General features: G+C 75.2%; 25 protein-coding genes. 12 read left to right on the top strand and 13 right to left on the bottom strand.

Translation table 11 applies throughout. From position 1 onward, the window contains the following. Positions 1 to 3: 3 nt before the first annotated feature. The 4 genes from ACQPX6_RS21840 to ACQPX6_RS21825 form a co-directional block, all read right to left on the bottom strand. Complete coding sequence (locus tag ACQPX6_RS21840) at positions 4 to 2,040, bottom strand: galactose oxidase-like domain-containing protein (protein WP_433782516.1); 2,037 nt, start codon at positions 2,038 to 2,040, stop codon at positions 4 to 6. An 89-nt stretch (positions 2,041 to 2,129) separates the two neighbouring features. Further along, positions 2,130 to 3,968, bottom strand: coding sequence for a S9 family peptidase (locus tag ACQPX6_RS21835; protein ID WP_433782515.1), 1,839 nt, complete (start codon positions 3,966 to 3,968; stop codon positions 2,130 to 2,132). Between the two features lie 55 nt (positions 3,969 to 4,023). Further along, positions 4,024 to 5,799, bottom strand: coding sequence for an N-acetylglutaminylglutamine amidotransferase (locus ACQPX6_RS21830; RefSeq protein WP_433782514.1), 1,776 nt, complete (start codon positions 5,797 to 5,799; stop codon positions 4,024 to 4,026). A 41-nt stretch (positions 5,800 to 5,840) separates the two neighbouring features. Next, positions 5,841 to 8,423, bottom strand: a complete 2,583-nt coding sequence (locus ACQPX6_RS21825; protein WP_433782513.1) for a glutamate--cysteine ligase — start codon at positions 8,421 to 8,423, stop codon at positions 5,841 to 5,843. Positions 8,424 to 8,520: 97 nt separating this feature from the next. On the opposite strand from ACQPX6_RS21825, the gene ACQPX6_RS21820 reads away from it, so the two are divergent. The 5 genes from ACQPX6_RS21820 to ACQPX6_RS21800 all read left to right on the top strand — a co-directional run bounded on the left by ACQPX6_RS21820 (position 8,521) and on the right by ACQPX6_RS21800 (position 11,566). After that, complete coding sequence (locus ACQPX6_RS21820) at positions 8,521 to 8,991, top strand: ribose-5-phosphate isomerase (protein ID WP_433782512.1); 471 nt, start codon at positions 8,521 to 8,523, stop codon at positions 8,989 to 8,991. Positions 8,992 to 9,020: 29 nt separating this feature from the next. After that, on the top strand, positions 9,021 to 9,836 hold the full coding sequence (locus tag ACQPX6_RS21815) for an Fpg/Nei family DNA glycosylase (protein ID WP_433782511.1): 816 nt from the start codon (positions 9,021 to 9,023) through the stop codon (positions 9,834 to 9,836). Positions 9,837 to 9,974: 138 nt separating this feature from the next. Further along, complete coding sequence (locus ACQPX6_RS21810) at positions 9,975 to 10,982, top strand: hypothetical protein (protein WP_433782510.1); 1,008 nt, start codon at positions 9,975 to 9,977, stop codon at positions 10,980 to 10,982. 40 nt (positions 10,983 to 11,022) lie between these two features. Then, on the top strand, positions 11,023 to 11,172 hold the full coding sequence (locus ACQPX6_RS21805; RefSeq protein WP_433782509.1) for a hypothetical protein: 150 nt from the start codon (positions 11,023 to 11,025) through the stop codon (positions 11,170 to 11,172). Positions 11,173 to 11,200: 28 nt separating this feature from the next. Beyond that, a complete protein-coding gene (locus ACQPX6_RS21800) occupies positions 11,201 to 11,566 on the top strand; it encodes an MmcQ/YjbR family DNA-binding protein (protein ID WP_433782508.1) in 366 nt (121 codons plus the stop codon). Position 11,567: 1 nt separating this feature from the next. Here ACQPX6_RS21800 and ACQPX6_RS21795 read toward each other — a convergent pair whose 3' ends face one another. Beyond that, the gene (locus ACQPX6_RS21795) at positions 11,568 to 13,202 is read right to left on the bottom strand and encodes an APC family permease (protein ID WP_433782507.1); all 1,635 of its coding nucleotides are present in this window, start codon (positions 13,200 to 13,202) and stop codon (positions 11,568 to 11,570) included. Positions 13,203 to 13,305: 103 nt separating this feature from the next. Here ACQPX6_RS21795 and ACQPX6_RS21790 point away from each other — a divergent pair, with 103 nt between their 5' ends. Beyond that, positions 13,306 to 14,022 (top strand): PIG-L deacetylase family protein, encoded by a 717-nt coding sequence (locus ACQPX6_RS21790; RefSeq protein ID WP_433782506.1) that lies wholly within the window; start codon positions 13,306 to 13,308, stop codon positions 14,020 to 14,022. Between the two features lie 9 nt (positions 14,023 to 14,031). Here ACQPX6_RS21790 and ACQPX6_RS21785 read toward each other — a convergent pair whose 3' ends face one another. From ACQPX6_RS21785 to solA, 3 genes are all read right to left on the bottom strand, one after another. Beyond that, positions 14,032 to 14,934 (bottom strand): SGNH/GDSL hydrolase family protein, encoded by a 903-nt coding sequence (locus ACQPX6_RS21785; protein ID WP_433782505.1) that lies wholly within the window; start codon positions 14,932 to 14,934, stop codon positions 14,032 to 14,034. 184 nt (positions 14,935 to 15,118) lie between these two features. After that, positions 15,119 to 16,309 (bottom strand): aromatic ring-hydroxylating oxygenase subunit alpha, encoded by a 1,191-nt coding sequence (locus tag ACQPX6_RS21780; RefSeq protein ID WP_433782504.1) that lies wholly within the window; start codon positions 16,307 to 16,309, stop codon positions 15,119 to 15,121. Further along, complete coding sequence (gene solA / locus ACQPX6_RS21775) at positions 16,302 to 17,489, bottom strand: N-methyl-L-tryptophan oxidase (RefSeq protein ID WP_433782503.1); 1,188 nt, start codon at positions 17,487 to 17,489, stop codon at positions 16,302 to 16,304. The genes ACQPX6_RS21780 and solA overlap by 8 nt, the downstream gene beginning before the upstream one ends. 134 nt (positions 17,490 to 17,623) lie before the next feature. On the opposite strand from solA, the gene ACQPX6_RS21770 reads away from it, so the two are divergent. Further along, a complete protein-coding gene (locus tag ACQPX6_RS21770) occupies positions 17,624 to 18,511 on the top strand; it encodes a LysR substrate-binding domain-containing protein (protein ID WP_433782502.1) in 888 nt (295 codons plus the stop codon). Between the two features lie 45 nt (positions 18,512 to 18,556). Here the strand turns inward: ACQPX6_RS21770 and ACQPX6_RS21765 are convergent, their stop codons facing one another. Further along, entirely contained in the window at positions 18,557 to 19,264 is a 708-nt protein-coding gene (locus ACQPX6_RS21765; RefSeq protein ID WP_433782501.1) for an SDR family NAD(P)-dependent oxidoreductase, read from the bottom strand. A 115-nt stretch (positions 19,265 to 19,379) separates the two neighbouring features. On the opposite strand from ACQPX6_RS21765, the gene ACQPX6_RS21760 reads away from it, so the two are divergent. From ACQPX6_RS21760 to ACQPX6_RS21745, 4 genes are read left to right on the top strand one after another with little or no spacing between them, the layout of a single operon-like run. Further along, entirely contained in the window at positions 19,380 to 20,588 is a 1,209-nt protein-coding gene (locus ACQPX6_RS21760; protein ID WP_433782500.1) for a cytochrome P450, read from the top strand. 23 nt (positions 20,589 to 20,611) lie between these two features. Beyond that, positions 20,612 to 20,806 carry a ferredoxin gene (locus tag ACQPX6_RS21755; RefSeq protein ID WP_433782499.1) on the top strand — a complete coding sequence of 65 codons (195 nt, stop codon included), beginning with the start codon at positions 20,612 to 20,614 and terminating at the stop codon, positions 20,804 to 20,806. Positions 20,807 to 20,860: 54 nt separating this feature from the next. Further along, entirely contained in the window at positions 20,861 to 21,454 is a 594-nt protein-coding gene (locus tag ACQPX6_RS21750; RefSeq protein ID WP_433782498.1) for a TetR/AcrR family transcriptional regulator, read from the top strand. A gap of 13 nt (positions 21,455 to 21,467) precedes the next feature. Beyond that, positions 21,468 to 22,838: a uracil-xanthine permease family protein gene (locus tag ACQPX6_RS21745; RefSeq protein WP_433788321.1), complete on the top strand. Its 1,371-nt coding sequence runs from the start codon at positions 21,468 to 21,470 to the stop codon at positions 22,836 to 22,838. 1 nt (position 22,839) lies between these two features. On the opposite strand, the gene ACQPX6_RS21740 is transcribed toward ACQPX6_RS21745, so the two are convergent. Beyond that, positions 22,840 to 23,748, bottom strand: coding sequence for an NADP-dependent oxidoreductase (locus ACQPX6_RS21740; RefSeq protein ID WP_433782497.1), 909 nt, complete (start codon positions 23,746 to 23,748; stop codon positions 22,840 to 22,842). A 56-nt stretch (positions 23,749 to 23,804) separates the two neighbouring features. Here ACQPX6_RS21740 and ACQPX6_RS21735 point away from each other — a divergent pair, with 56 nt between their 5' ends. Further along, a complete protein-coding gene (locus tag ACQPX6_RS21735) occupies positions 23,805 to 24,164 on the top strand; it encodes a DUF3140 domain-containing protein (protein WP_433782496.1) in 360 nt (119 codons plus the stop codon). Here ACQPX6_RS21735 and ACQPX6_RS21730 read toward each other — a convergent pair. Genes ACQPX6_RS21730 through ACQPX6_RS21720 form a run of 3 tightly spaced genes read right to left on the bottom strand, consistent with a single transcriptional unit; the run spans position 24,161 to position 26,669 of the window. Continuing rightward, a complete protein-coding gene (locus ACQPX6_RS21730) occupies positions 24,161 to 25,621 on the bottom strand; it encodes a hypothetical protein (RefSeq protein ID WP_433782495.1) in 1,461 nt (486 codons plus the stop codon). The genes ACQPX6_RS21735 and ACQPX6_RS21730 overlap by 4 nt on opposite strands. A 26-nt stretch (positions 25,622 to 25,647) precedes the next feature. Then, entirely contained in the window at positions 25,648 to 26,082 is a 435-nt protein-coding gene (locus tag ACQPX6_RS21725; protein WP_433782494.1) for a PPOX class F420-dependent oxidoreductase, read from the bottom strand. A gap of 32 nt (positions 26,083 to 26,114) precedes the next feature. Then, positions 26,115 to 26,669 (bottom strand): DinB family protein, encoded by a 555-nt coding sequence (locus ACQPX6_RS21720; protein WP_433788320.1) that lies wholly within the window; start codon positions 26,667 to 26,669, stop codon positions 26,115 to 26,117. Between the last annotated feature and the right edge of the window lie 246 nt (positions 26,670 to 26,915).

Here is a 26,915-nt window from a genome sequence, read left to right as displayed (position 1 = left end):
CCGTCACCCGACGCGGACGAACTCCGCCTCCGACGGGACCCCGTCGCGGAGCAGGAAGAGCATGTACCAGCCGGGCGGGGCGACGGCCCCGTCCGGCGGCATGCGCAGGGTCAGCGAGTCGGGCGTCCGCCCGGTGATCTCCAGCCCGACGTGGCGCTGGTCGGGGTTGAACGAGTGGGTGCACGAGCCGTTGCGCATCAGCGCCACGGTGGTGATCGACGCGGCGTCGGGCGTCCCGACCGTGATGACGCTCCCGTGGTCGGCGGCGTCGGGCGCGGACACGATCGTCGGCCGGTCGCCGCGGAAGAGGTAGGGCGGCCGGAAGATCTCCAAGCGGAGCTCCGAGACCGGGATGACCTCGGGGTTCCAGGTGGCGTCGGTCCCCGACGTCATGACCGTCGCGTCCGGGAGCAGGAGCGCCGTCGCGTGGTAGAGCCGGGGCACGGTCGTGTGGTCCATCGACGTCCACGTGCCGGTGTCCGGGTCGTAGCTCTCGCTCTCCCACACCGGGTTCGCGCCGTTGTCGGCGTAGCCGCGGCTGCTGCCCGACATCACCAACACCGTGCGGTCGGGGAGCAGGACCGCGTCGGGCATGACCCGTGCGGCGTGCATCGTGGCGGCCGGCTCCCAGGCGGGGGTGGTGGCGCCGAGGTCGAGGAGCTCGCAGCTCGCGGTGGCGGGCGTCCGCATCCCCACCGGCGCCGCGCCGCCGCCACCGAGCGCCAGAACCGTCGGCCGGTACGGCGGGCTCGCGTCGGGGAGCAGGGGCAGCAGGACGCTCGTGCCCTCGACGCCGTAGGTCCGGCTGTTCCGGCCGGGACGGTCGACCGCGTCCAGCGCGGCCGGCTCGAAGGCGAACGTGTCGAGGTCCAGGAAGACGGTGTGCGTGCCGCCGTGCACGAGCACCCGGTCGCCGGGGAGCACGAACACCCACGGGTAGGTGACGAAGCCCCCGAACTGCGCGAACGGCGGCGCCGGCGTGGCCGGGCCCACCGTGTCCGTGTCCGGGTCGAAGACCTCGTAGCTGAGGTTGGGGTTGGGGCCCTGGGCGGGATCGAACACCCGGCGCTCGCCGGCCACGGTCAGGACCCGGCCGTCGGGCAGGGTCGCCGCGGACGCGTACCAGCGGCCCTGGGCCATGCGATCGACGTCCCGCCACAGCCCGCCGCCGGGGCCGCCGGGCGTGAACGTGTGCAGCATCCGCAGCCGGTCCTGGTCCTCCCGGTCCCCGCCGACCATGAGCAGGCGGCCGTCGGGCAGGAACGCGTGGCCGCCGCAGAAGAGGTTCGGCAGGTGGTGGTGCGGGCCCTCGTAGCCCGGTGTCGACGCCGTCCGGGTGGCGAGGTCGAGCACCCGGGACTCGCCGTCGTGGGCCGGTTGGGGGTCGTGGTGTCCGTGGCCCGTCTCGTCGAGGTAGCTCAGGAACCAGACGGAGCCGCGCGCCCCGGTGGGCAGCAGCGCCGCGTGCAGGCCGCTGATCCCGGCGGTGAAAGGAGCGACCGACCAGGCGCCGCCCACCGCGGGAGCGGGGCGCGGGAACGCCGGGCGGGTGAGGACCTCGTAGGCCCCGCGGTGGGCGTCCCACCAGATGTCGCCGCCCTGGAACCGCGTGTGCTGGCTGTGCCGGTCCGGGGTCGTCTCCTCGTTGCTCAGCGGATAGCCCAGGGCGCTGCGCTCCGAGCCGAGCTGCGCCCACAGCACGTGGATCGCGCCACGGACCTCGAACGCCCCCGTCCCCGGCGTCCAGTAGATCGCGCCGTTCTGGAAGAGGTTGAAGCGCCCGATGCCGTCCGGGGTGGCCGTCTCGTCGGTGAGGGGATAGCCGAGCGGGCTGCGTTCCCAACCCATGCCGGCCCAGGCGGCGAAGATCGCGCCGTGGACCTCGTGCGCCCCGGTGGCGGGGGACCAGTAGACGGAGCCGAACAGGTAGTGCCGGAACCGCCCGATGCCGTCCGGGGCGCTCAGCTCCGGGCCCGTCGGGGCACCCAGCACGCCCCCGTCACCGCCGAGCGCCGCGTGGTGGTCGTCGATCGGGCCCATGGGCACCTCCGGTGATGTCTCACCGAGAGTGACAGGAATCGGGACGATCCCGGCGATGTGCCACTCGAACAGCCCAGGGTCAGCGGCAGTCAGTCCAGCGCGAAGTGGCTGCAGAGCCAGTCGACGCACTCGTGGATGAAGCGCACGCGGTTCTCGGTGCGCTGGATCTCGTGGCCCTCGTCGTCGAAGAGCAGGTACTTCAGCGGTACGCCCGCGGCCTTGGCGCCGTGGACCGCCAGCTCGGCCTCGTGCACCGGGACGTTGGTGTCGTACTTGCCGTGGATCACGAGCAGGGGCGCGCGCAGGTGCTCCATGCGGTGCACGGGGGAGAGCTCGCGCAGCAGGTTGCGGTCGTGGATGGGGTGCCCGTACTCGCCGACGGCGGCGTCGGCGATCCACGGCTCGGTGCGGGCGAAGAACGTCTCGAAGTCGGCCATGCCGCAGACGTCGATGCCGGCGGCGAAGAGCTCGGGGTGGTTCACCAGCGCCGCGAGCGTCAGGTAGCCGCCGTAGGACCGGCCCATGACGCCCACGCGGTCCGGGTCGGCGATCCCGCTCTCCACCAGGTGCTCGACACACGTGGCGACGTCGCGGATCGCCGCGAAGCGCCCAGCGCCGTTGTCGGCGTTGACGAACGAGCGCCCGGACCCCGACGAGCCGCGGACGTTGGCCGCGTACACGGCGACCCCACGGGCGAGCAGGTGCTGGTAGAGCGGGGTGAAGACGGGCCGCTCCTGGGCCTCGGGGCCGCCGTGCAGGTAGATCACCGTCGGCCGGGGCCCCGCCTGGCCCCGCGGGCGGTAGAGCCACCCGGGCAGGCGCAGGCCGTCGGGCGTGGTGACGACCTCGAGCGTCGGGTGCACGAGCTGCCCCGGCGACCAGCGCGGCTCCTCCTGCGGGCAGATCAGCGCCGTGGTGTCCGACGACAGCTCGTGGCACCACACGGCGGCGGGCACCTCGGGCGACTGGATGCCCATCACCAGCGAGTCGCCGTCGTGGCTGAAGACCGCACCGGTGACGACGTCGCCGGGCGGGGTGTAGGGCGTGCGCTTCCCGCTGCCCACGTCGAGCAGGTCGACCTCGCTGCGCCCGGCGACGTTCCACACCAGCGCGGCCAGCTCGGCGTCCTCGGTCAGCGCGAACGCCTCGAGCTCGGCGTCCTCGCGCTCGGCGAGCACCTCGGGCGTCATGGGGCTGGCGTCGGTGGCGACCTCGACCCGCACCAGGGCCGCCCGCTCACGCCCGCCGTCGGTGAGCAGCAGCATGCGGGTGCCGTCGGGGCAGAACCGGCCGGCGACGACGCTGGAGTCGCGGGTGATCGCCACCGAGTGCTCGACCGCGCCCGGCGGGCCACCGGGCCCGCGCGAGGAGTCGATCTCGTGCCAGCCCTCGGTGCCGTCGAGGTCGACGATGCCCACGTGCCGCGACCCGCGCCGGCCGCGACGCAGCAGCACCCGGCGGCGGTCGCGGCTGACGTCGAGGATCTTCAGGGCGTGGCCGGACCCGACCCGCTGGCGCTGCGAGGTCTCGGCGTCGACCAGCCAGGCCGTCGTGGTGTCGTAGTCGGACTCGGTGATCGCGAGGACCGAGCCGGTGTGGGTGAAGCGGTCGAGCGTCACCGCCCCGCGGTCGGCGTCGCCCACCCCGCGCACGGGCCGCAGGTCGGTGCCGTCGGGACGGATGATCGAGACGTTGGTGCGCTCGCCGCCGTCGGGCGCGGTCTCGACCGCGAGCCACGCCCCGTCCGGCGACCAGCGCACGGACGCGACGAGGTCCTCGCCCGTGTCGATCGACCACTCCTCGCCGGTGGCCCGGCGGTGCAGGCGGACCTGCGGGTGACCGTCGCCGTCCCACACGAACGCGATCGCGGTCCCGTCCGGGGACGGGCTGGGCGACCAGCAGCGGGTGGCGCTGATCCACTCGTCCACCGGGGCGGCCTCCTCGGGTCCGGGCGACGCCTCACCAGTACCCCGGGAACGTACGTCAGGTGATCCCGTGTGCCTGCAGCCACATCTCGAGCAGCGCGACCTGCCAGAGCGCGTTGGCCCCGAGGTTGGTCCGGCCGGAGTTCGGGTCGTCGAGCATCTTCTCGATCGCGTCGGCGCGGAACAGGCCCCGCGAGCGGGCCGCCGGGTCGGTGAGCGCCCCGCGCACGCGCTCGAGCACCGGTCCCGAGAGCTGGCGGATCGCCGGCACCGGGAAGTAGCCCTTCTTGCGGTCGATGATCTCGTCGGGGAGCACGCCGCGCGCCGCGGCCTTGAGCACACCCTTGCCGCCGTCGGCGAGCTTGAACTCCGGCGGGCAGGCGCCCATCGTCTCGACGAACTCGTGGTCGAGGAACGGCACGCGCGCCTCGAGCCCCCAGGCCATCGTCATGTTGTCGACGCGCTTCACGGGGTCGTCGACCAGCATGATCGTGGTGTCCAGGCGCAGCGCCGCGTCCACCGCGGAGTCGGCCCCCTCGCGGGCGAAGTGCGCCGCGACGAACTCGCGGCTGACGTCGGTGTCGACGAGGGCCTCGGGGGTGAGCAGCTCGGCCACGCCCTCGTGCGGGCGGTCGAAGAACGACTTCTGGTAGGCGTCGACGGCGCCGTGGCGCGGGACGTTGGCCAGCGGCGGGTACCAGTCGTAGCCGCCGAGGATCTCGTCGGCGCCCTGGCCCGACTGCACGACCTTGATCGACTTCGAGACCTCGCGCGACAGCAGGTAGAACGCGACGACGTCGTGGCTGACCATCGGCTCGGCCATCGCCGCGACCGCGCCCGCGAGCGCGTCGTCGGTCTCGTGCTTGGGCACGGTGAACTTGACGTGGTCGGTGCCGTAGGTCTTCGCGACGAGGTCGGAGTAGTCGAACTCGTCGCCGGCCTCGCCGGCCTCGGACTCGAAGCCGATCGAGAAGGTCTTGAGGTCCTTCTGGCCCATCTCGGCGAGCAGCGCCACGACGATCGACGAGTCGATGCCGCCGGAGAGCAGCACGCCGACCGGGACGTCGGCGACCATGCGCCGCTCGACGGCGGTGCGCAGGGAGGCCAGCGCGGTCTCGGCCCACTCCTCGGCCGACCGCTCGTCGTGGCGGACGAACGCGGGCTCCCAGTAGGTCCAGTCGTCGGTGCCGCCGTCGGGGGAGATCGTGCGGATCGTGGCCGGGGGCAGCTTGCGGACGCCCTGCAGGATCGTGCGCGGCGAGGGGACCACCGAGTGGAAGCTCATGTAGTGGTGCAGGGCCACGCGGTCGACGTCGGTGTTGAGGCCGCCGCCGGCGAGCAGCGCCGGCAGCGACGACGCGAACCGGACCGCGCCGGGCACCTGCGCGACGTAGAGCGGCTTGATGGCGAGGCGGTCGCGGCCCAGGACGAGCTCGCCGGTGCGCCGATCGGCCACCGCGAACGCGAACATGCCCTTGAAGTGCTCGACGCAGGCCTTGCCCCAGCGGTGGAAGGCCTTGAGCAGCACCTCGGTGTCCGAGGTGGAGAAGAACCGGTAGCCCTGCGCGTGCAGTTCCTCGCGGAGGTCCTGGTAGTTGTAGATGATCCCGTTGAAGACCGCGGTGAGCCCCAGGTCGGAGTCGACCATCGGCTGCGCGCCGGTCTCCGACAGGTCGATGATCTTCAGGCGCTGGTGGGCGAGCGCCAGCGGGCCGTGGCCGACGATGCCCCAGCCGTCGGGGCCGCGGGGCTCGAGCACCCGCGCCATGTCGAGCACAGTCGCCGCCTCGGCGGCGCGGCCGTCGAAGCGGAACTCACCGGCGATGCCGCACACGGGTGGCCTCCTCGGTCGTGGTCGATCGGGGGTTCGCGCGTTCAGCGCAGGATCCAGGTGTCCTTCGAGCCCCCGCCGCGCGACGAGTTGACCACGAGGGAGTCCGCGGGCGCGACCCGCGTGAGCGGGGTGGGCAGCACGGTCGGGGTCGGGCTGAGGACGACGAAGGCCCGCAGGTCCACCACGCGCGGCTCGAGGGCCGCGCCGGTGAACGTCGGGTGGGTGGAGATCCGGATGGTCTCCTGGGCGACGAAGCCCGCCGGGTGCTCGCGGACCGCGGCGGCCGCGTGCTCCAGCTCCTCGGCGCCGGCGTGGGGGCCGATGACGATGCCCTCGCCGCCGAAGCCGTCGACGGGCTTGAGCACCAGCTGGTCGAGGTGGTCGAGGACGTACGCGCGCTGGTCGGGGTCGGCGCACGACCACGTCGGGACGGCCGCGAGCGTGGCCTTCTCGCCGAAGTAGTACTCGGTGAGCGCGGAGATGAAGGGGTAGACGCCCTTGTCGTCGACCAGCCCGTTGCCCGGCGCGTTGGCCAGGGCGAGCCGGCCGGTGCGCACGGCCTCCCGGATCGGGTCGCCGAGCCGGACGCCCTCGGCGTCGAGCGCGTCGAACAGCACCTCCTCGTCGATGCGCCGGTAGAGCACGTCGACGGGCCGCCCGCTCTCGGCGATGGTGATCATGCCGGCGGCGGCGCGGAGCTCGCTCGGCATGAGCAGCGGCACGCCCATCTCCTCGGCGAGCATGCGGTGCTCGAAGTGCGCCGAGTCGGTGGGGCCCTCGGTGACGACGGCGAGGATCGGGTCGCTGCCCGCGGCGGGCGGGGCGCTCGCCATCAGCGCCTCGCGCAGCATCGCCGGGCCGTCGTCGGCGTCGAGCACGCCGTGGGGCGCCTGCAGCTCGGGCAGCACGCTGCGCACCACCCGGCGGTCGGCCAGCGCGTAGCCGATGCCCGACGGGATGCGCAGGTTGTCCTCGAGCAGCTTCCACTCGCCCTCGCCGTCGCACACGAGGTCGAGCCCCTGGACCAGCGCGCGCACGGCGCCGGGGTGCAGGTTCATCGCGGCTTCGTGGGCCTGGGGCAGCCAGCGCAGGGCCGCCTCGGGCAGGACGCCGTCGTGCAGGCAGGCGCGCTCTCCGTGCAGGTCCTGCAGCAGCGCCTCGCAGGTGCGGGCGCGCTGCACCAGGCCCGCGGTCAGCGTCTCCCACTCGCCCGGGGTGATGAGGCGCGGAACGAGGTCGAGGGGGAACAGCCGCTCCTCGTCCTCGGCCTGCGGGAAGAGCATGCCGCGGGCCCGCTGCTCGGCGTCGCGGCTCTTCTCGTGCACGAGCAGGCCCGACGGCCCGATCCGCTCCAGCGTCGCGACGAGCCAGGAGTACGCCGGGCGCACCGTGCCGTCCTCGGCGACGGCCTCGTCGTAGGCGGCCGGGGCGTAGTCGGCGAGCAGGACCGGCGCGACGGTCTCCGAGACGGGCGCGTCGACCGGGGAGTCCGGGGCGCCGCGCGTCTCGGCGACGAGCATGTCGACGACGGCCTCGATGCTGCCGCTGAGGTTGGCGCGCTGGCGCTGGCGGGCCGCCGAGCTGCCGCGGGCCAGGGCCTCCACGGCCAGCTCGTGGACGACGTCGCGGTCGCCGGCCTCGGCGAGGTCGTCGTCGAGGTGCTCGAGCAGCAGGCGCACCGCCCGCGACGGCGGCACGAGCTCGCGGCCGCGCACGTCGACCAGGTCGCCCTCGAGGCCCGAGCGCGCGGCGCGCCAGCTGGCCGCGCGGAGCAGCTCGGGGCGGTGCTGCGGGGCGGGACGGCCCTCGAGGTGCGCGCGCACGCCATGGCGCACGAGCGCCCGCGCCAGGCCCGCGATGAGCACGACCCCGTCGACGCTCGGGCTGGCGTCGCAGATCCGCAGCTCGACGGTGTCCTGGTGCGCCGAGGGACGCATGTCGAAATAGACCATGCCGGGGTCGGACATCGTCCCCGAGGCGACGAGGTCGGCGATGAGCGCGTCGTACTCGGCGGCGTCGCGCAGGGGCGCCGGGGGACCGGCGGTGGGCCAGCGGTGCCACGCCAGCGTGCGGCAGCTGGCGTAGCCGGTGTCCTGGTTCTTCCAGAACGGCGAGCTGGCCGACAGCGCGAGCAGCACCGGCAGCCACGGCGCGCTGTGCTGCATGGCCGCGATCGCCGCGTCGCGGTCGGGGACGTCGACGTGCACCTGGGTGCCGCAGATCTGCTGCTCGAACGCCAGCATCTGGTACTCGTCGCGCATCCGCTCGTAGCGCGGCGACGGGGTGATGCCCTCCGCGGAGCCGTCGATCAGCGGCACGCTGCCCGCGCCGACGACGCCCAGCCCCCGCGAGTCGGCGATGTGGGCGAGCATCCCGCGCAGCCGCACGAGGTCGGTGCGCAGGTCGGCGAGGTCCGCGGTCGGCTGGGAGTTGGTCTCGATGATCGAGGGCTTCAGCTCGGCGGCGAACGCGTCGCCGTCGAGGGCCTGCAGCTCGTCGAGCAGCTCGGGCACGCGCGGCACCGCCGAGCGGGTCTCCAGGTCGACGAGGTGGAACTCCTCCTCGACGCCCATGACGACCTCGTCCGCGGGGGCCAGGCGGCGGTCCGTCGGTCGCACTCCCATAACGGGTCAACCTACGATCGGTGTGTCACGGACATGTTTCCGAGGCGCCGTCCACTACCCCGACGGCGGCCGGTGTCACACCTGCCAGACTGCGCGGGTGCGCGTCTTCCTCGGATCGGACCACGCGGGCTTCGAACTGAAGGCCCATCTGCTGCGCGAACTGGCGAACGCCGGGCACGACGTGGTGGACATCGGGCCCACGGAGTACGACGCCGCCGACGACTACCCGCCGTTCTGCATCGAGACCGGGCGCCGCACCGTGGATGACGAGGGCAGCCTCGGCGTCGTCATCGGCGGCTCGGGCAACGGCGAGCAGATCGCGGCGAACAAGGTGCCGGGCTGTCGCGCGGCGCTCGCGTGGAGCGTCGAGACCGCCCAGCTGGCCCGCAGGCACAACGACGCCCAGGTCGTCGCGGTCGGTGCGCGGATGCACAGCGCCGAGGACGCGACGGAGATCGTGAGCGCGTTCCTCGCCACCGCCTTCGAGGGCGGGCGCCACCAGCGCCGCCTCGACATGCTCACCGCCTACGAACAGACCGGCGAGCCGCCGGCGCTGCCGGAGGACTGAGCCGCCCGATCCCCGGGTAGGCGGGGCCGGTGCCCGAAGGCCACACCGTCCGACGCCTCGCGCGCAACCACACCAAGCGGTTCGTGGGCCACGAGGTCGCGGTGTCGTCGCCGCAGGGCCGCTTCGCCCGCGACGCCGAGCTGATCGACGGCCGGGTGCTGCGCGGGGCCGACGCCCACGGCAAGCACCTCTTCCACACCTACGCCGACGACCTCGTCGTGCACGTCCACCTGGGCCTCTACGGCAAGTTCACGATGCACACCGGCGAGGTGACGCCGCCCCGCGGGCAGGTGCGCATGCGCCTCGTCGGCCCGACGCACTGGGCGGACCTGCGCGGGCCGATCGCCTGCGAGGTGCTCACCGAGGGCGAGGTCGAGGGCGTGCTCGCCCGGCTCGGGCCCGACCCGCTGCGCGACGACGCCGACCCCGAGACCGCCTGGGCGCGCATCGGGCGCTCGCGGGCCCCGCTGGCGACGCTGCTCATGGACCAGTCGGTGATCGCCGGCGTCGGCAACGTCTACCGCGCCGAGGTGCTGTTCCGCCACGGCCTCGACCCGCTGCTGCCCGGCCGCGAGCTCGGCCGGGAGCGGTTCGACGCCGTGTGGGAGGACCTCGGTGACCTCCTGCGCGACGGCGTGCGCCGCGGCGCCATCGACACCGTGCGTCCCGAGCACCGGCAGTGTGATCACGCGCACGACCAGCCGCACGGACGGAGCTGCGTCCGAGAGGTGTACGTGTACCGCCGGACGGGCGAGCCGTGCCGGGTCTGCGGCACCGAGGTCCAGCGCCGGACCCACGCCAGCCGCAACCTGTTCTGGTGCGCGAGCTGTCAGGCCGCGACCTGACCGTTACGTTTCGTCCGTCCCGTTCGATGTCCCCCACAGGGGTGACGCGTGGCCCGACCGGGGTGGGGGTCCGGGCCGCACGTCGCTCCGCGTGTCCCGTCCGTGCCCGGAGCCCTCGCGCTCCTCGAGGAGGTCTGCGTGGCCCGCTCCCGCCCTCGCTGGCAGATGACCACCCGCTCGCGGTTCGCGATCATCCTGGGTATCGCGGGGCTCGCCGTCGCCGGCGTGCAGCTGGCCATGCTCAGCGACCCGCCGACGGTGCTGCAGATGGTGGTCGTGGCGTTCTGGAGCGTCGTGGGCGTCGCCTACCTCGGCTCCGCCGTCGCCCAGCGGGTGCGCGCCCGGCGCCGTCCCGCGCCCGCACCGCCCGTGGCCGCGCCGCTCGAGGAGATCGTCCCGGTGCCCGTGCGCCCGGCGCGCCCGCGGGCGCGGACGGCCGCCGGGGACGGGGCCTCGTCCCGCCCCGCGGCACGGCGCTCGCCGGTGGGGCCGACGGCGGCCACGGAGGCGGTGCCCGCCGGGCCGCCCGCGACTCCCGCCCCGGCGGCGCCGCCCGGCCCCGCGACCCCCGAGACCAGCCGTGTCGCCATCCGCGCGCGCCGTCCGGGGGAGACCGGCACCCGCACGCCGGCGACCCCCGCCCCGCGCCCGGCACCCCCGGCCCCGGCGCCGGAGGAGACGACCGACGCCTTCACCGTGCGCGCCGCCCCGGCCCCCGCCCCGATCCCCGCCCCGGCCCGGCGCCCGACCGGCGAGCAGCCCGCGCTCACCGCCCTCGCCGCCCTCGACTCGCCGCTGTCCTTCGGCCCCACCCGCGGGCGCACGGTGGCGTCCGGGACGGGGTCCGAGGCCCGGCGGCCGCGCCCGACGCCGCCGCGGGGCCAGCCGCGCGTCGGCGTCCCGACCCCGCCGGCGCTGCCGGCCGCCGAGCACGCTCCGTCGGCCCCGTCGGCCCCGTCGGCCCGGCCGGCCGCGCACCGCGGCGGCGCCCACGCCGCGGCGCCCGAGGGCACCGTGCCCGCCCCCCGGGCCCGGCACCGCGTCCCCGCCGAGGAGACGGTCGGTGCGCAGGGCGAGGGCCGGCGCGCCCGCGGTCGCCACGCGAGCACCGAGGCGCCGTCCGGTGCCGGCCGCGGCGGCCGGTAGCCTCGGCGGTGTCCGTTTCCTCCCCCGTGACGGGAGCCCGATGAGCGAGCGCACCGACCGGACCGACCCCACCGACGGCGTGTCCGAGCCCGGGGTCTCGACGCCGCACCGGACCTGGGTGCGCGTGGTGACGTTGATCGTGCTCGCGGTGTTCGTGCTCGGGACGCTGGTCGGCGCGCTGCTGGTGTAGCCGCCCGCACCGGGCCACCATGGCCCGCGTGGACCCGGACGTGCTGGTCGAGCGCCTGCGGGCGGTGTGCCTGGCGCTGCCCGAGGTCACCGAGAAGATCAGCCACGGCTCGCCGAGCTGGTTCGTGCGCAAGATGTTCGTCAGCTGGGTCGGGCGGCACCACGACGACACCCACCTGTCGCTGTGGGCGGCGGCCCCCGAGGGCGTGCAGGCCGAGATGGTCGCCGCGGAACCCGGGCGGTTCTTCGTCCCGCCCTACGTCGGGCACCGCGGCTGGCTCGGGATGCGCCTCGACGCCGAGCCCGGCGGGCCGGACTGGGACGAGGTCCGCGAGGTCGTCACCGACGCGTACCGGCACATCGCGCCGCGGCGGCTGGTCGCCCTGCTCGGCTGACTCACGTCGCCCGATCGGCGTCGGCCTGCGCCCGCAGGCGCCGGACCATCTCCGGGCGGGCGCGCATGTAGGCCGTCCCGGCCCGCGCGCCCCACACGTAGATCGCCAGCGAGAACGCGGCCACCACGACGCTGTCCCACGGCGCGGGGACCAGCTCGGCGCCGTCGAAGCTCCCGATCGCGGAGAGCGCCGTCAGCCCGACGAGGTAGACGACGAGCCAGGCGCCGCCCGTCAGCTCCTCGGTGTGCCGTCCCGAGCGCAGCCAGATGCCCGCGTACACGACGATCCCGAGCGAGGTGATGATCATCGCGATCCAGAGCTCGGACCACGACACCCAGAAGATGATCAGCGTCGAGACGACGAACGCGATCGGCGCGATCACCCGCATCCCGCGCAGTCGGGTGTCGGGGGCGGTGAGCCCGGAGTCGCGGAAGGCGACGAGCGAGACCGCCCCGATCTGGAACGTGAACGCGGCGATCGAGCCCGTGACCTCGACGATCGAGTGCCAGCTCGGCAGCGGCAGCAGGTAGGCCAGGCCGACGACGAAGTTGACCGCCAGCGCGCGGGCCGGGACGCCCCGGGCGTTGAGGGCCACCAGCGCGCCGGGGAAGAAGCCGTTCTTGGCCAGCCCGAACACGTTGCGCGCGTTCGCGGCGGTGAACACGATGCCCGAGCCGGACGGCGAGATCATCGAGTCGGCGATGAGCGTCCACGACAGCCAGGTGAGCCCGAGGATCATCGCGAGGTCCGCGAAGGGCGAGTCGAAGTTGACGCCCCGCCAGCCCCCGGCGAGCGCGGCGTCGGGCACCGCGCCGAGGAAGGCGAGCTGGAGGCCCAGGTAGAGCACGATCGTGATGACGATGGTCGCGATGAGCGCGCGGGGGACGTTGCGGCGCGGGTCGCGCGCCTCGCCGGAGAGCTCGACGACGTTGCGGAAGCCGGTGTAGGCGAACACCATGCCCGCGGTCGCGATGCTGCCCAGCGCGGCGGTCCAGCCGTAGGGCGCGAGTCCGCCGTGGTCGGTGAAGTTCGTGGCGTCGAAGCCGCTGGCCACGAGCAGGACGATCGTCAGGACCGGGATCACGATCTTGACGGCGGTGGCCGTGGTGTTGGCCCGGGCGAAGAGCCGCACCCCGAACCAGTTCAGCGCGACGAAGCCGGCCATGAGGACCACCGCGAGCAGGATCCCGGGCCCCGTGAGCTGCTCGCCGTCGTACACCCCGGGCAGGTAGGCCGCCGCGTACTGGACGACGCCGGCGGCCTCGGTCGGCGGGTTGCCGACGTAGCTGATCCAGTTCGCCCACCCGACGATCCCGGCGGCGAGCCCGCCGTGGGAGTACATCGGGTAGCGCACGAGCCCGCCCGACTCCGGCTTGGCCATGCCCAGCTCGGCGAACACCAGCGCGACGCAGAGCATGAGCACGCCGCCGATGACCCAGGCGAGCACCGCGGCGGGACCCGCGTCCTGCGCGGCGTAGAGCGAGGAGAACAGCCACCCGGACCCGATCACGCTGCCCAGGCCCGCGGCCAGCAGCGACCAGAACCCGAGGTCCTTGCGCAGCCCGCGGTCGGCGACGCCTGTTTCGTCCCCGTCTGTGGCGGTCGATCCCCGACTGTCGGCGTTCGCGCTGGTCACAGGCCTGCCCCCCGTCCGGCTGCGGAGGCGGAGTGGTTCCCGCCGGGGCGGGCCGACAACCGGCCTTGACCTCGACCGGGCTCGAGGTCCCATCCTCGGGCGCATGCCCGACGAGCTCCCGTCCCTGCCCGACGACTGGACGCGGGCGCTGGCCGTCGCGGCGCACCCCGACGACCTCGAGTACGGCACCGCCGCCGCCGTCGCCGCGTGGACGGCGGGCGGGCGGACCGTGTCCTACGTGCTGGCGACGCGCGGCGAGGCCGGGATGGCCGGCACGCCGCCGGCCGCCGCGGCCCCGGTGCGCGAGGCCGAGGAGCGGCGCAGCGCCGCCGTGGTGGGGGTGTCCGAGGTGCGGTTCCTCGACCACCGCGACGGGGTGGTCACCGAGGGCCTCGAGCTGCGCCGCGACCTCGCCCGCGAGTTCCGGCGCGCCCGCCCCGAGCTGGTCGTCGTGACCAACCACCACGACACCTTCGGCCCGGGGACCTGGAACAGCGCCGACCACCGCGCCGTCGGGCGGGCGACGCTCGACGCCGTCGCCGACGCGGGCAACGCCTGGATCTTCCCCGAGCTCGTCGACGAGGGCTTCGAGCCGTGGCCGGGGGTGCGCCGCGTCGCGGTCGCGCACTCGACACAGCCCACCCACGCGGTGGACGTGACCGGCTGGCGGGAGGCGGCGATCGCGTCGCTGTCCGAGCACCGCGAGTACCTCGCCGCGCTCGACCCGCGCCCGGTCGCGGAGCAGGCCCGCGAGATCGTCCTCATGACCACGGGCGGGGAGAACGGTCCGGCGCGGGTGCGGTTCGAGGTGTTCGGCTGAGGGTGTGACTCAGCCGCCGAACAGCGGCGGGGCACCGCCGTCGACCCCGCGGCCGTCGGCGGGCGGGGCTGCCGTGGTGGCGGGCGAGGGGGCGGGCGCCGGGGTGGGGGCGGCGAGCGCGGCGAGCACGCCCCGCGCGTGCCCGGCGGCGTTGGGGCCTCCGGCGAGCAGCGCGTCGGCGCCGTCGAGGGGCGTGAGCCAGGGCTCGATCGCGCAGACCCCGTGGCCGCGGAACGCGTCGCGGACGTCGACGAAGCGCAGGCCGGCGGCGCCCGCGCGCTGGGCGAGGACGGTGTCGAGCCGCGTGACGGCGTCGTCGAGACGCGCCGCGCGGGCCGGGTCGGCGGGTCCCGAGGGGCAGGCGCGGCCCTCGGCGAGCAGGGGGTAGCCGGTGAGGCTGACCGTGGCGCGGGGCGCGCGGCGGCGGATGTCGGCGAGCGCGGCGTCGAGCGAGCGCGGCAGCGTCGTCAGCGCCTGGTCGAAGCGCCGGGTCGCGTCGTCGCAGCGCGCGGGGGTGCCCGCGGTCGAGCACGCGGCGGCGAGGGCGCCGAGGCCGGTGGCGTCGCCGCCGACGGTGGCGGTGACGACCTCGGTGGTGGGGGTCAGCGAGCTGAACTGTCCGTTGCCGCCGCCGGTCGACGACGCGCAGGCGCGCGAGGTCCACTGGGTGTCGCCGGCGGCCCGGGCCACGACCGCGGGGTAGGCCCAGGTGCTGCGCCGGCAGGTGGCGGACGCGGCCTCGACCTCGCCGGCCGCGGTGCCCGCCGCCCACGAGTCGCCGAGCGCGACGCGCCGCGTGCCGTCGCCGCCCGAGGCGGGGCTCCCCGCGGGGAGCGCGGCGGCCGGCAGCGCCGACCCGAACGCCAGCGCGGCCCCCACCAGCACCGCCGCCACCACCGACCGTGTCCCCATGGTCCCGTCCCTCCGACGCCCCGACCCGCCCCTGACGCCGGGGAGTGTGGGCCTCCAGACCCACACGAGGCGGGGAGGTCACGCCGTCGAAGCAGGACGTTCACCCACACGAGGTGCGCTCCGCGCACGTGAGCAGAAAGAAGTGCTCCAACACCGATTTCTGCTCACGTGCGCGGAGCGCACCTCAGGCCGCCCGGCGGGCCGGTCGGGCGAGGGCGCTGACGTACCAGTCGAGGACCGCCTCGACCGACGCCTCGACCACCGGCGACAGGGGGCCGGGGCGGTAGCCGCGCGAGGCGATGCCCGCCCCGTTCCTCTCGCAGAGCTCCCAGTCCTGCTCCGAGGTCGCGCGCCACACCGCGGCGAGCGCGTCCGGGTCGACCGTCGCGTCGCGCGCGGTGAGGAAACAGAGCTCGACGTCCGTGGTGCCCGCGTCGACCGGGGTCAGGCGCGTGGTGACGGCGTAGTCCGCGTTGGCGTGGGCCCAGAGGTTCGGCAGTGAGATCACGCGCAGGCTGCCGACGTCGGGGTCGGTGAGCGTCCCCATCGGCGCCGCGAGCGGGCGGCCGTCGAGGGTCTCGGACAGGAAGCCCTCGCGCAGCGGCAGGCGGGCGACGCGGTACGGGGCGCCGTCGGGGAAGTTCACGTCCTCGCCGGGCAGGCCCTGCGCGCGCCAGCGGGCGCGGGCGGCGGCGAGGGCACGGTCGTAGCGGGGGTTGGTGCGCACGTCGCCGTTGACCCCGACGTCGAAGTTCGACAGCGAGAACTCGGGGTGGCTGCCGGCGCAGTGGTAGCACTCGCGGTTGTTCTCCACGAGCGTCTTCCAGTTCGCGGCGACGCGGTAGCGCTCGCGCACGACGACGTGGGCGTCGGCGAGCCCGTGCGGGCCCAGGCGGGGCTCGAGCGCCGCGGCGAAGGCGTCGAAGTCGGGCGGCGCGTCGGCCAGGCACACGAACACGAGCCCGGCGCTCTCGCGGACCGCGACCGGGGCGAGGCGGTAGGACCTCGTCGCGAAGCAGTCGCCCATCAGCCGCGCCGAGCGCAGCGTCCCGTCGAGGTCGTAGACCCACTGGTGGTACGGGCAGACGAAGGCCCGCACCTGCCCGCGCACGTCGGGCGCGACGCGTGAGCCACGGTGGGCGCAGACGTCGTGGTGGGCGTGCAGGGCGCCGCCCTCGCCGCGGACGACGATGACGCGGTCGCGCCCGACGTCCACGGTGAGGAAGCGGCCGGGGGCGTCGAGCTCGCCGGTGTGCCCGGCGAAGAGCCAGTGCGCGGCGAACACGTGCTCGAGGTCGGCCGCGAAGACGTCCGGGTCGGTGTAGGCCGCCTGCGGCAGGGACCAGCCGGGGGTGCGGTGCACGAGGTCAGACATGGAAGGTGCGCCCCCATCCCGGGTCGGTCAGCGCGGGGCGGTCGAGGGCGAACGTGTCGATCGGGTGCCGCGTCCGCCCGGTGGTGGCCAGCTCGGCGAGGATGCGGCCGATCAGCGAGGCGAACTTGAACGCGTGCCCGGCCCCGACGGCCACGCTGACGCGCGGCGCGTGGCGCACGGTGTCGAGGACGAAGTGGTGGTCGGGCGGGATCGTGTAGAGGCAGGTCTTGGTGTACAGCTCGGGGCCGCCGAAGCCGGGGAGGTACTCGGCGAGGAACTCCTCCTGGCGCTTCTGGCGCAGCGGGTCCGGCTCGTAGGTGCGGGAGTCGGCGGTGACCTCGTGCCCGCCCATGTGCTGGCCGAGCTTCGTGGCCACCTCGCCGTGCACGGGGAAGCCGTAGAAGTTCTCGGCGCCGTGCCACATGAACACCGGGAAGCGACTGGGCGCGAAGTCCAGCAGGTTCGGCGTCGCGTAGTAGGTGACCTGCTCCTGGAGGATCGTCAGCGGGAGCTCGACCAGGCCGTCGAGCACCTCGTTGCTGCGCGCGTCGGCGGCGACGACGACGTGCTCGGCGCGGATCACCTCGTCGTCGAGCACGACCTCGACGTGGCCGGCGGCGGGCCGCAGGGCGCGGACGGGGGAGTGCTCGCGGATCTCGGCGCCGTGCCCGCGGGCCAGCGCGATGTGGGTGGCGTTGGCGCGGCGCGCGTCGACGATCCCCGAGCGCCGCTGGTAGAAGGCCTGCTCGCTGCCGTGCAGGCGGAACTGGGGCCAGCGCCGCATGACCGCGCGGGCGCCGAGCAGCTCGAAGTCGACGCCCTGGCGGTGCGCGACGGCCGCGTAGCCGCCGATGTTGCGGGAGCCGGTGTCGGTGAACTTGCGGGCCTCGACGTCCTCGATGACGAGCCCGCCGGTCTCGGTCACCAGCGGCTGGGCGGAGACGCGCTCGACGTCGCGCCAGGTGTCGTAGGCGGCGGGGGCCAGGGCGGCGTAGGCGTCCTGGTGCTGGGCGTAGCGGATGATCCGGGAGTGGTCCTGGCTCGCGCCGTGGTCGTGGCCGAGGGCGTGGCGCTCGAGGGCGAGCACCTGGCCGCCGGCGGCGCGGGAGAGCCAGTAGGTGGCGGCGGCGCCGAGGCCGCCGCAGCCGACGACGACGTAGCGCTGGCGGGAGTGGTGCACGGTGATCTCCGGGGTCTCGGGATGCCCCCACCATCACCCGTCACCCCGGTGCGCAGTGTGGATCTGCCATGCGCCCTGCCACTGCTGTCATCAGCTCGGGCTTATGGGCACGGCACGGGGGGAGGATCGGAATCATGGACGTCGAGATGAGGCAGCTGCGGGTGTTCCTCACCGTCGCCTCGGAGCTGCACTTCAGCCGTGCGGCGCGGCGGCTGCACGTCAGCCAGCCCGCGCTCTCGCAGCAGATCCGCGCGCTGGAGAAGAACCTCGGCGCCGCGCTGTTCGACCGCACCAGCCGCGCCACCGAGCTGACCCCGGCCGGGCGCGTGCTGCTCGACGCGGCGCCGCGGGTGCTGTTCGAGGCCGAGCGGGCGCAGTCGCTGGTCACCCAGGCCGCGAACGGTGCCGTCGGGCTGCTCGTCGTCGGGTCGGTGGGCACGGCGCTGGCCTCGGTGACCCCGCGGATCCTGCGCGCGATGCGGGCGTCGTTCCCCGACCTGCAGCTCGAGGTCTCGCAACAGGACACCGCCGCGCAGCTCGTCGCGTTGACCGACGGGCGGCTCGACGTCGGCGTGGTGCGGGCGGCGTCGCCGACGGCGGCGGTGGCCGTCGAGCACCTGGTCTCCGAGCCCCTGCTGGCCGCCCTGCCCGGCGACCACCGCCTGGCCGGCCAGGACGAGATCGACCCGGCGGACCTCGCCGGCGAGTCGTTCGTGCTGTGGCCCCGGAGTCTCGGCATGGCGTTCTTCGACATCATCACGAGCTACTGCCGCGAGCACGGCTTCAGCCCGCGCATCGTCGCCGAGGGCGCCGACATCGAGACCCAGCTCGGCCTCGTGGCCGCGGGGCTCGGGGTGTCGCTGCAGCCGGCGTACTACGCGAACCTGCGCCCGCCGGGCGTGGTGTTCCGGCCGCTCTCGGGCGACGTGCCCAGGGTGGCGCTGCAGGTGGCGTGGCGGCGCGCCGACCGCTCACCCGCCGTCGCGCACTTCGTCGACGCGGCCCGGGCACTCCCCACGTGAGCGATCTTTGGGCCCATAGGCCCAAGGATCGCTCACGTAGGGGGGTCACCAGGGCACGTGCTCGCCGTCCTGGAGGAACGAGCCCGAGGGCCAGGAGCCGGGGGAGCGGACGACGTCGACGATCCCGACCGCGCCCTCGCTCACCGGGCGCCCGCCGGAGCCGCCCATGTCGGTGGCGGTCCAGCCCGGCGACACGGCGTGCACCGCGATGCCGTCGCGGGTCAGCGCGTCGGCGAACACCCGGGTCAGCGCGTTGATCCCCGCCTTCGAGACGCTGTAGGCGGGCGAGGTCGCGCCCATCCGCCGGAGCGAGCCCAGCCCGCTCGTCACGTTGACGACCACCGGCTCGCGCCCGGCGCGCAGCAGCGGCGCGAAGGCCTGCGTCAGCCGCCACGGCGCGAGGACGTTGGTGCGCCACGCCCCGTCGACGATCTCGAGGTCCTCGGTCACGGGGTCGGCGCCCGCGTCGAAGTTCACCGCCGCGTTGTTCACCAGCGCGTCGAGGTGCCCGTGCCGGCGGTCGACGGCCTCGACGGCGGCCTGGACGGACTCAGGGTCGGTGACGTCGAGGGTCAGCGGCCACGCGCGGTCGCCCAGCTCCTTGGCCACGGCCGCCGCGGCCTGGGCGTCGCGGGCCGCGACCACCACGGTGTGGGGCGCGTCCCCCGACACCAGCTGGCGGGCGATCTCCGGGCCCAGCCCGCGGCCGCCCCCCGTGACGAGGACGACGCGGTCGTCGTGCGGTGCGCTCATGTCCCTCGAGTGCCCGGCCGCGACGCGGCGCAGACGTGACGTCCGCGCGAAACGGCAGCCCACTCCCACTTCGCGTACCGTCGGCGCCCTGACGCGTCCGAGGACGGGAGCGACGATGAGCACCAGCACCGGCGGGACGCCGACCATCCCGCGCCACATGCAGCGGGACCGGTTCGCGCCCGTCCCCGAGACGCAGGCCGCCCGCGACGAGCCCGGCTTCCCGACGATCCGCACCGCGTTCGGGTCCACGGCCCGCCTCGTGACCCGCTACGCCGACGTCCGCGAGGTGCTCGGCGACGCCGAGCGCTTCTCCAACGCCGGCCTGCCCCGCCTGCCGACCCCGGACGGCCCCGACGGTGAGGACGATGTCGACCCCCGCGCCGGCAACCTGCTCGCCACCGACCCGCCCGAGCACACACGCCTGCGCCGGCTGCTCACCGGCGAGTTCACCGTGAAGCGGATCCGCCGCCTCGAGCCGCGCATCGCCGAGATCGTCGACGACCACCTCGACGCGATGGCGGCCGCCGGTCCGCCGGCCGACCTCGTCAGCGCCTTCGCCCTGCCCGTGCCGAGCCTCGTGATCTGCGAGCTGCTCGGCGTCCCGTACGGCGACCGCGACGAGTTCCAGGGCCGCGCCGCCCGCCAGGTCGACCTCAGCCTGCCCCTCGAGGAGCGCGGCCGCGTCGCCGTCGAGTCGCGGCGCTACATGGGCGAGCTCGTCGACCGCGCGCGGGCCGAGCCGGGCGACGACATGCTCGGCATGCTGATCCGCGAGCACGGCGAGGAGATCACGCGCTCCGAGCTCATCGGCATCGCGAGCCTGCTGCTCATCGCCGGGCACGAGACCACCGCCAACATGCTGGGCCTGGGCACCCTCGCCCTGCTCCGCGCACCCGACCAGCTCGCGCTCGTGCGCGACGAGCCCGGCGCCGTCGCCCCGGCCGTCGAGGAGCTGCTGCGCTTCCTGTCGGTGGTGCACTCCGGCATCCCGCGCACCGTCCGCCACGACACCACGGTCGGCGACGAGCCGGTGTCCGCGGGCGACCTGCTGGTGCTCTCGCTGCCCGCCGCCAACCGGGACCCCGCGGCCGTCGACCACCCCGACGACCTCGACGTCACGCGCGCCGTCGCCCCGCACGTCGCCTTCGGGCACGGCGTGCACCACTGCCTCGGCGCGCCCCTGGCCCGCGCGGAGATGGCCGTGGCGTTCCCTGCGCTGCTGCGACGCTTCCCGACGCTGGCGCTGGGCACTCCGTACGAGGAGATCGAGTTCCGCTCGGCCACCGTGGTCCACGGGCTGCGCGCGCTGCCCGTCACCTGGTGACCCACCACCACCGAGGGAGAACGATGAAGATCGAGGCCAACCGCGACGTCTGCATCGGTGCCGGCAACTGCGTGCTCGCCGCCGAGGACGTCTTCGACCAGGACGACGAGGCGCTGGTCGTCGTGCTCGAAGACCAGCCGTCGGACGACCAGGCCCCCGCGGTGCGCAACGCCGTCGCGCAGTGCCCCTCCGGCGCGCTCAGCCTCGTCGAGGGCTGAGTCGGGGCCCCGACCGATCGCGCGCGACCGGTCGGTGTCGCTACGCTGCCGCGGGTGTCCGTGACGTCCGGCTCGCCCGCCACGAGCGCGGACCGGCCCCTGCGCGCCGACGCGGCCCGCAACCACGCCGCGATCCTCGCCGCCGCCCGGGTCGCGCTCGAGGCCGACGGCCCCGACGTCTCGCTCGACGAGGTCGCCCGGCGCGCGGGCGTGGCCCCGTCCACGCTCTACCGGCGCTTCGCCGGGCGCGAGGAGCTCGTCGCCGCGGTGCTCGAGGACTACGTCGCCGAGTCGGTGGAGCCCCTGCTCGCCCGCGCCGCCGAGGTCGCCGACCCCTGGGACGCGATCGCCGGGCTGCTCGAGGGCCTCGTCGACGACGTCGCCCGCCACCGCGCGCTGCTCGCCGCCGCCTCGGCCACCGGCGCGTTCACCCCGGAGCTGGCCGCCCGCACGCTCGGTCCGCTGGGAGAGCTGCTGCGCCGGGCCCAGGCGGCCGGCGTCGTGCGCCCCGACCTCGGCCCCGAGGACCTGCCGACCGTCGTGCACATGGCCGTGGTCACCGCGGGGGCCGACGGGTCGCGGTGGCGCCGGTACCTGGGTCTGCTGCTCGACGGGATGCGCTGCCGCGCCGGTGATCGGGCGCCCTAGCCTGTCGCCCGTGATCAGCGGATGGGCGGTGCACGGCGACGGGCGCGCGCCCGGGCCCGGGGACGTGGTCCGGCCCGACGAGCGGCTCTCGTGGGGACGGACGGTGGGCCTGGGCGCCCAGCACGTGCTGGCGATGTTCGGGGCGACGTTCGTCTTCCCCGTGCTCATGGGCCTCGACCCGAACCTCGCGATCCTGCTCTCGGGGCTCGCGACGATGCTCTTCCTGCTGATGACGCGGGGCCGCGTCCCCAGCTACCTCGGCACGAGCGCGTCGTTCGTCGGGGTCGTGGCGGCCGTGCGCGCCGACGGCGGCACCAGCGCCGAGGTCACGGGCGCGATCGCGGTGTGCGGCGTCGTCGTCGCCCTGGTCGGACTGGCCGTGCACCTCGGCGGCGCGCGCACGGTGTCGGCGGTGCTGCCGCCGGCGGTGACGGGCGCGGTGGTGCTGCTCATCGGCTTCAACCTCGCCCCGGTCGTCGCCGGCACCTACTGGCCGCAGGACGAGGCCGTCGCGGTGATCACCATGCTGGTCGTCATGGTCACCGCCGTGGGCGGGCGGGGGATGCTCGGACGGCTCGGGGTGCTCGTCGGCCTCGTCGTCGGGTTCGGCCTGTCGCTGCTGCTCGACGCGGTGCTCGGGCCGATCACCGCGCCCGACGCGTCCGGCGTGGTGTCCACGCACCTGCGCGTCGACCTGTCCGGCGTGGGCGGCGCGCCGTGGATCGGGCTGCCCCTGGGCACGCCCGAGGCTCCCGGCCTGCACCTGCCCGCGTTCAGCGCGTCGGCGATCCTGCTCGTCGTGCCGGTGGCGATCGCCCTGATCGCCGAGAACACCGGCCACGTCAAGGCCGTCGCCAGCATGACCCGCGACGACCTCGACCCCTACCTCGGCCGCGCGCTGGCCGCCGACGGCATCGCCACGGCCGTCGCGGGCGGCGTCGGGGGCTCGCCGACCACCACCTACGCCGAGAACATCGGCGTCATGGCCGCGACCCGCGTCTACTCGACCGCGGCGTACTGGGTGGCCGCCCTCGTCGCGGTCGCGATCGGCTTCTGCCCCAAGTTCGGCGCGGTGGTCGCGGCGACGCCGGGCGGCGTGCTCGGGGGCATCACGGTCGTGCTCTACGGGATGATCGGCCTGCTCGGGGCCCGGATCTGGGTGGAGAACCGCGTTGACTTCTCCCGCCCCGAGGTCCTCGTGCCGCTCGCCGCCGGGATCGTCATCGGCATCGGCGACGTCGCCCTGTCCGCGGGCGGCGGGTCGCTCTCGGGTATCGCGCTGGGGACGATCGTCGTGGTCCTCGGCTACCACCTGCTGCGGCGCCTGGCCCCGGCCCCCACCAGGGACCCGGACCGGGAGCGCGACGACGAGCCGTCGTCCTGAGTCAGGCGTCCAGCGTCACGACGACCTTGCCCAGGGTGTGGCCGTCCTCGACCTGCGCCAGCGCCTCGCCGACCCGCGCGAACGGGAGCACGGTGCGGACCCAGGGGTCGAGGTCGCCCGACGCGACGAGGCCGGCGAGGGCATCGAGCACGCGGGTGCTGCGGTCGCGGGGGACGTCGCGCCCGCCGAGCTCGGCGACCAGGGGCTTGTCGGCGACGGAGAAGAGCCGCGCGGGGTCGGTCAGCGGGGCCACGGCGCGCAGCGCGTCGCCCCCGACCAGGTCGAACACCCCGTCGACGCCGTGGGGGGCCGCGGCCCGGACGTGGTCGGCGACCCGGTGGTGCCCGCCGACCACGGCGGTGGCGCCGAGCTCGGTCAGCAGGTCCTGCTTGCCCTCCGAGGCGGTGCCGACGACGTGCAGGCCGCGCGCCCGCGCGAGCTGGACGGTCGGGATGCCGACCCCGCCGCCCGCCCCGTTGACGAGCAGCGTCGCGCCGGCGGGCAGCGCGAGCGCGTCCAGGGCGTCGTAGGCGGTGCCGGCGGCGACCGGGAGCGCGGCCGCGTCGGTCGGCGAGACCCCGTCCGGGCGGCGGGCGGCGAACGACGCGGTGACCAGCGCCTGCTCGGCCCAGCCGCCGACCATGCCCGGGCAGCCGCCGAACACCTCGTCGCCGGGGGCGAACCCCGTGACGCCCTCGCCGGCCGCGACGACCGTGCCCGCGACCTCCCGGCCCAGCACCGCGGGCCCGACGGTGCCGTACTCGCCGTTGCGCAGCCGCCAGTCGCCCGGGTTCACGCCCGCGGCCCGCACCCGCACCAGGAGCTGGTCGGGCCCCGGCTCGGGCACGTCGACGTCGAGGAACGCCTCCTGGTCGGGACCGCCGGCGGAGAGGAACCCGTATGCGCGCACCGCGCCTTCCTACTCCTGCACGGTTGCCGGGACGCCCGGGGCGGGCACCCGCGCCCATGACGTCCAGTACCGGATACGACGACCTCTGGAGCGAGTTCCACCGCGTGGTGAACATGGACTCCCGCGAGCTGGAGCGCTGGCTGCTCACCGAGGAGGCCACCGAGGACGCCGACTTCGTCCCCGGCGAGAGCATGCCCCCGACGGGCGCGCAAGTGCTCGCGATCCTCGGCAAGCGCAAGGTCGACCTCGAAGAGGACGACATCGCCGTGATGGAGCGGGTGGTCGAGATCGTGCACCGCGAGCGCGGCGAGGACCTCGAGCCCGACGCCGGCGACTCGGCGCAGTGGCGGCGCTTCCTCATGTGCCTGGGGCACGACCCGCTGCGGCCCGCCGGCGACCGGCGCACCGACCGCTAACGGGTCCGGCGCACCGCCGCGACGACGGCCGTCGCAGCGGCGCCGGCCAGGGCGAGCCCCGCGAGGGCCAGGAGGTACGCCGCGAGCCACACGTGCTTGAACACCTCGAAGTAGCCGTCGCCCGCGACGGCCACGACGACGAGGGCGAGCGCGGTGGCCGCGGCGAGCCCCGCCGCCAGCGACCAGCGCCCCGCCCGGCCCTGCCACCGCGCCGTCGCCGCCGCCACGAGCGCCAGGACGACCAGCACGGACGGCACCCAGGGCGGGCGGCTCGTGGCGTCGAGGACCTGCGCGAGGTCGGGCTGGCGCGCCCCGGACCACCCGGGGTCGCCCGAGGGCGACGCCAGCCGGGACGCCCGCGCCGGGCCGGAGTCGAGGTAGGGGAGGTCGGCGCGCGTCGTCGCCTGCAGGCCCACCCCGACCGCGCGCAAGGAGGCAGCGGGGTGCTCGGCGAGCAGGCCCAGCGCGGCGGACCGGGTCTCGCCGGACCGCGCGGCGATCGCGTCCTCCCACCACGCGACGCCGTCGGGGCGCGGCGGGCCGTTGAAGTAGCCGTTGCCGGTCAGCGCCGCGGCCTCGGGCGGCAGGCCCAGGTCCGCGGTGGCCCCGGGCCCGAGCTCGAGCAGGACCGTCGTGAACACCAGGTCGTGCGCGTTCACCGACGCGTAGAACTGCTGCTGGCGCTCGACGGCGTCGAGGACGGGCGCGACGGCCAGCAGCGCGGTCACCACCGCGACGGCGGGCCCGGCGCGGCGGGGTCGCCGCACGCCCACCGCCGTCGCCGCGCACACCAGTACCGCCACCGCGAGCACCGGGACGTAGGCCACCTTCGCCGTGGTGGCGACGAGCCCGCCGGCGCCGACCAGCACCAGCGCGGTGACCCGGGCGGCGCGGTGCTCACGGTGCGTGGCGAGCACCGCGGCGACGCCCACGGCCGTGGCCAGACACCCGAGCAGGCCCGCGGGCTCGCTGTAGGTCGAGACGAAGAAGCGGGGGAACGTCGCGGCGGCCAGCGGCAGCACCGGCACCGCGACGACCAGCGCCCGCCGGCGCCCCGCCGCCGACGCCGCCCACGCGCCGACCCCGACGACGAGGCCGACGAGCACCGCGTAGGTCCAGCCCAGCACGCCCGGCGTCCACGTGCCCGACGTCAGCCAGGTCGTCGCCCGGGCGATCACCAGCGCCGACGAGGGCACCGGGTCCACGCACGTCGGCGGGCCGACCGCGTAGGTCTGCACCCACCCGTCCTGCCAGCTGGCGAAGCCGTCGAGGGTGTCCGGGCGCAGGCCCGCACCGCAGTAGAGCCGGTAGCCGTCGCCGTTGTCCTCGACGCCCAGCGGCCGCCCGGTGGGCAGGCGCAGCGCGAGGACGACGAGCAGGGCGGCGGCGACACCGCCCGCCAGCCCGACGAGCACGCGGTCGCGGGGTCGTGGCGGGGGGCCGGACGGGGTCGCCATCGCCGCCCATGATGCCCGAGGGCTCCTCAGTCGCTGAGGTCGACGTTCTGGTCGATGATCGTCTGGCGCTCCGGGGTGATCCAGAGGATCACGCGCTCGGACTTGATCGCGTCGGGCGGGTAGTCGTCGCCCGTGTAGCGCTGGGCCAGCTCGTCGATGTGCTGGCGGGCCTCGTCACCGGTGGTCGTGCGCGTGACCTGCCCGCGGACCTCCGCGTAGCGGTAGGGGTCCTGCTCGTCGCGGATGAGCACGGTGATCCGCGCGTCCTTCTCGATGTTCTCGAAGCGCTTCCGGTGGGTCTCGGTGTTGATCACCAGCGACCCGTCCTTGATGCCCACCCACAGCACCTGGGTCTGGATGCGCCCGCTGGGCAGCAGCGTCGACACCGAGGCGAAGTTCTTGCCCGAGGCCAGCTCCTCGGTCATCGGGTGCAGCTCGGGTCCGTTGCGTGTGTCGGCCATGGGCGCGGCTACCCGCTCGCGCCGACCCGTGATCAGGCCGGGCGCGCGCGGTGCAGGTCCATCAGCAGCGCGATCTCGGCGCCGTGGTGGAGCAGCTCGCGGTTGATGTGCAGCACGAGCACCCCCATCGGCTCCGCGGCGAACGGGCCCTCGCTCGGCCCGCACGGCGCGCCCAGCCCGTCCTCGCCGAGCGAGCGCACGCCCGCCGTCCACGCCGCGTAGGCCGCGTCGAGCTGGGCGAGGGCCTCCCGCGCCGTCGCCGCGTAGTGGTGGCTGCCGTAGTCGACGGGCGGGCCGCCGAAGTGGCCGGCCACCCGCATCGCCAGCACGCCGACGATCACGTGCCCGAGCCGCCAGGCGATCGTCGTCACCGGGGGCGGGTCGGGCTCGGGGTAGGCGAAGTCGATGACGAGGTCGCCCGCGCCGGTGGCCATCGGCGAGACGGCCTCGCCCCGGGGGCGCACGCTCCACGCGCCCGGCGCGGGTTCCCAGAAGTACTGCTCGTCGGTGAGGCCGTCCAGGCGCGGGCGCCAGCTGTGGCGCCACAGCCAGTCGACCTGCTCGAGCAGCAACGGGTTCCACTCCAGCGCCACGGTGCCTCCTCGCGGTCCGGTCGGGTCGCGGCCCAGTGTGGCGCCGCGCACACTGAGTGGATCAGCGGGGCGACGTCGCTCCGCGGGAGGAGTCCACACCATGGGCAGGACCATCGACGGATCCGGCATCGACTGGGTCCTGCGGGCCGCGGTCGACCACGGCGACGTCCCGCACGTCGCGGCCATCGCGGCGGACGCCGACGGGGTGTTCTACGAGGGCGGCGCCGGACCGCGGGTGGT

The sequence above is a fragment of the Actinomycetospora sp. CA-101289 genome (genome assembly GCF_050955895.1).
In the GTDB taxonomy this organism is placed as follows: Bacteria; Actinomycetota; Actinomycetes; order Mycobacteriales; family Pseudonocardiaceae; genus Actinomycetospora.
Note: the sequence above shows the minus strand (reverse complement) of the source record. Positions and strands in the feature narration are given on the sequence as shown.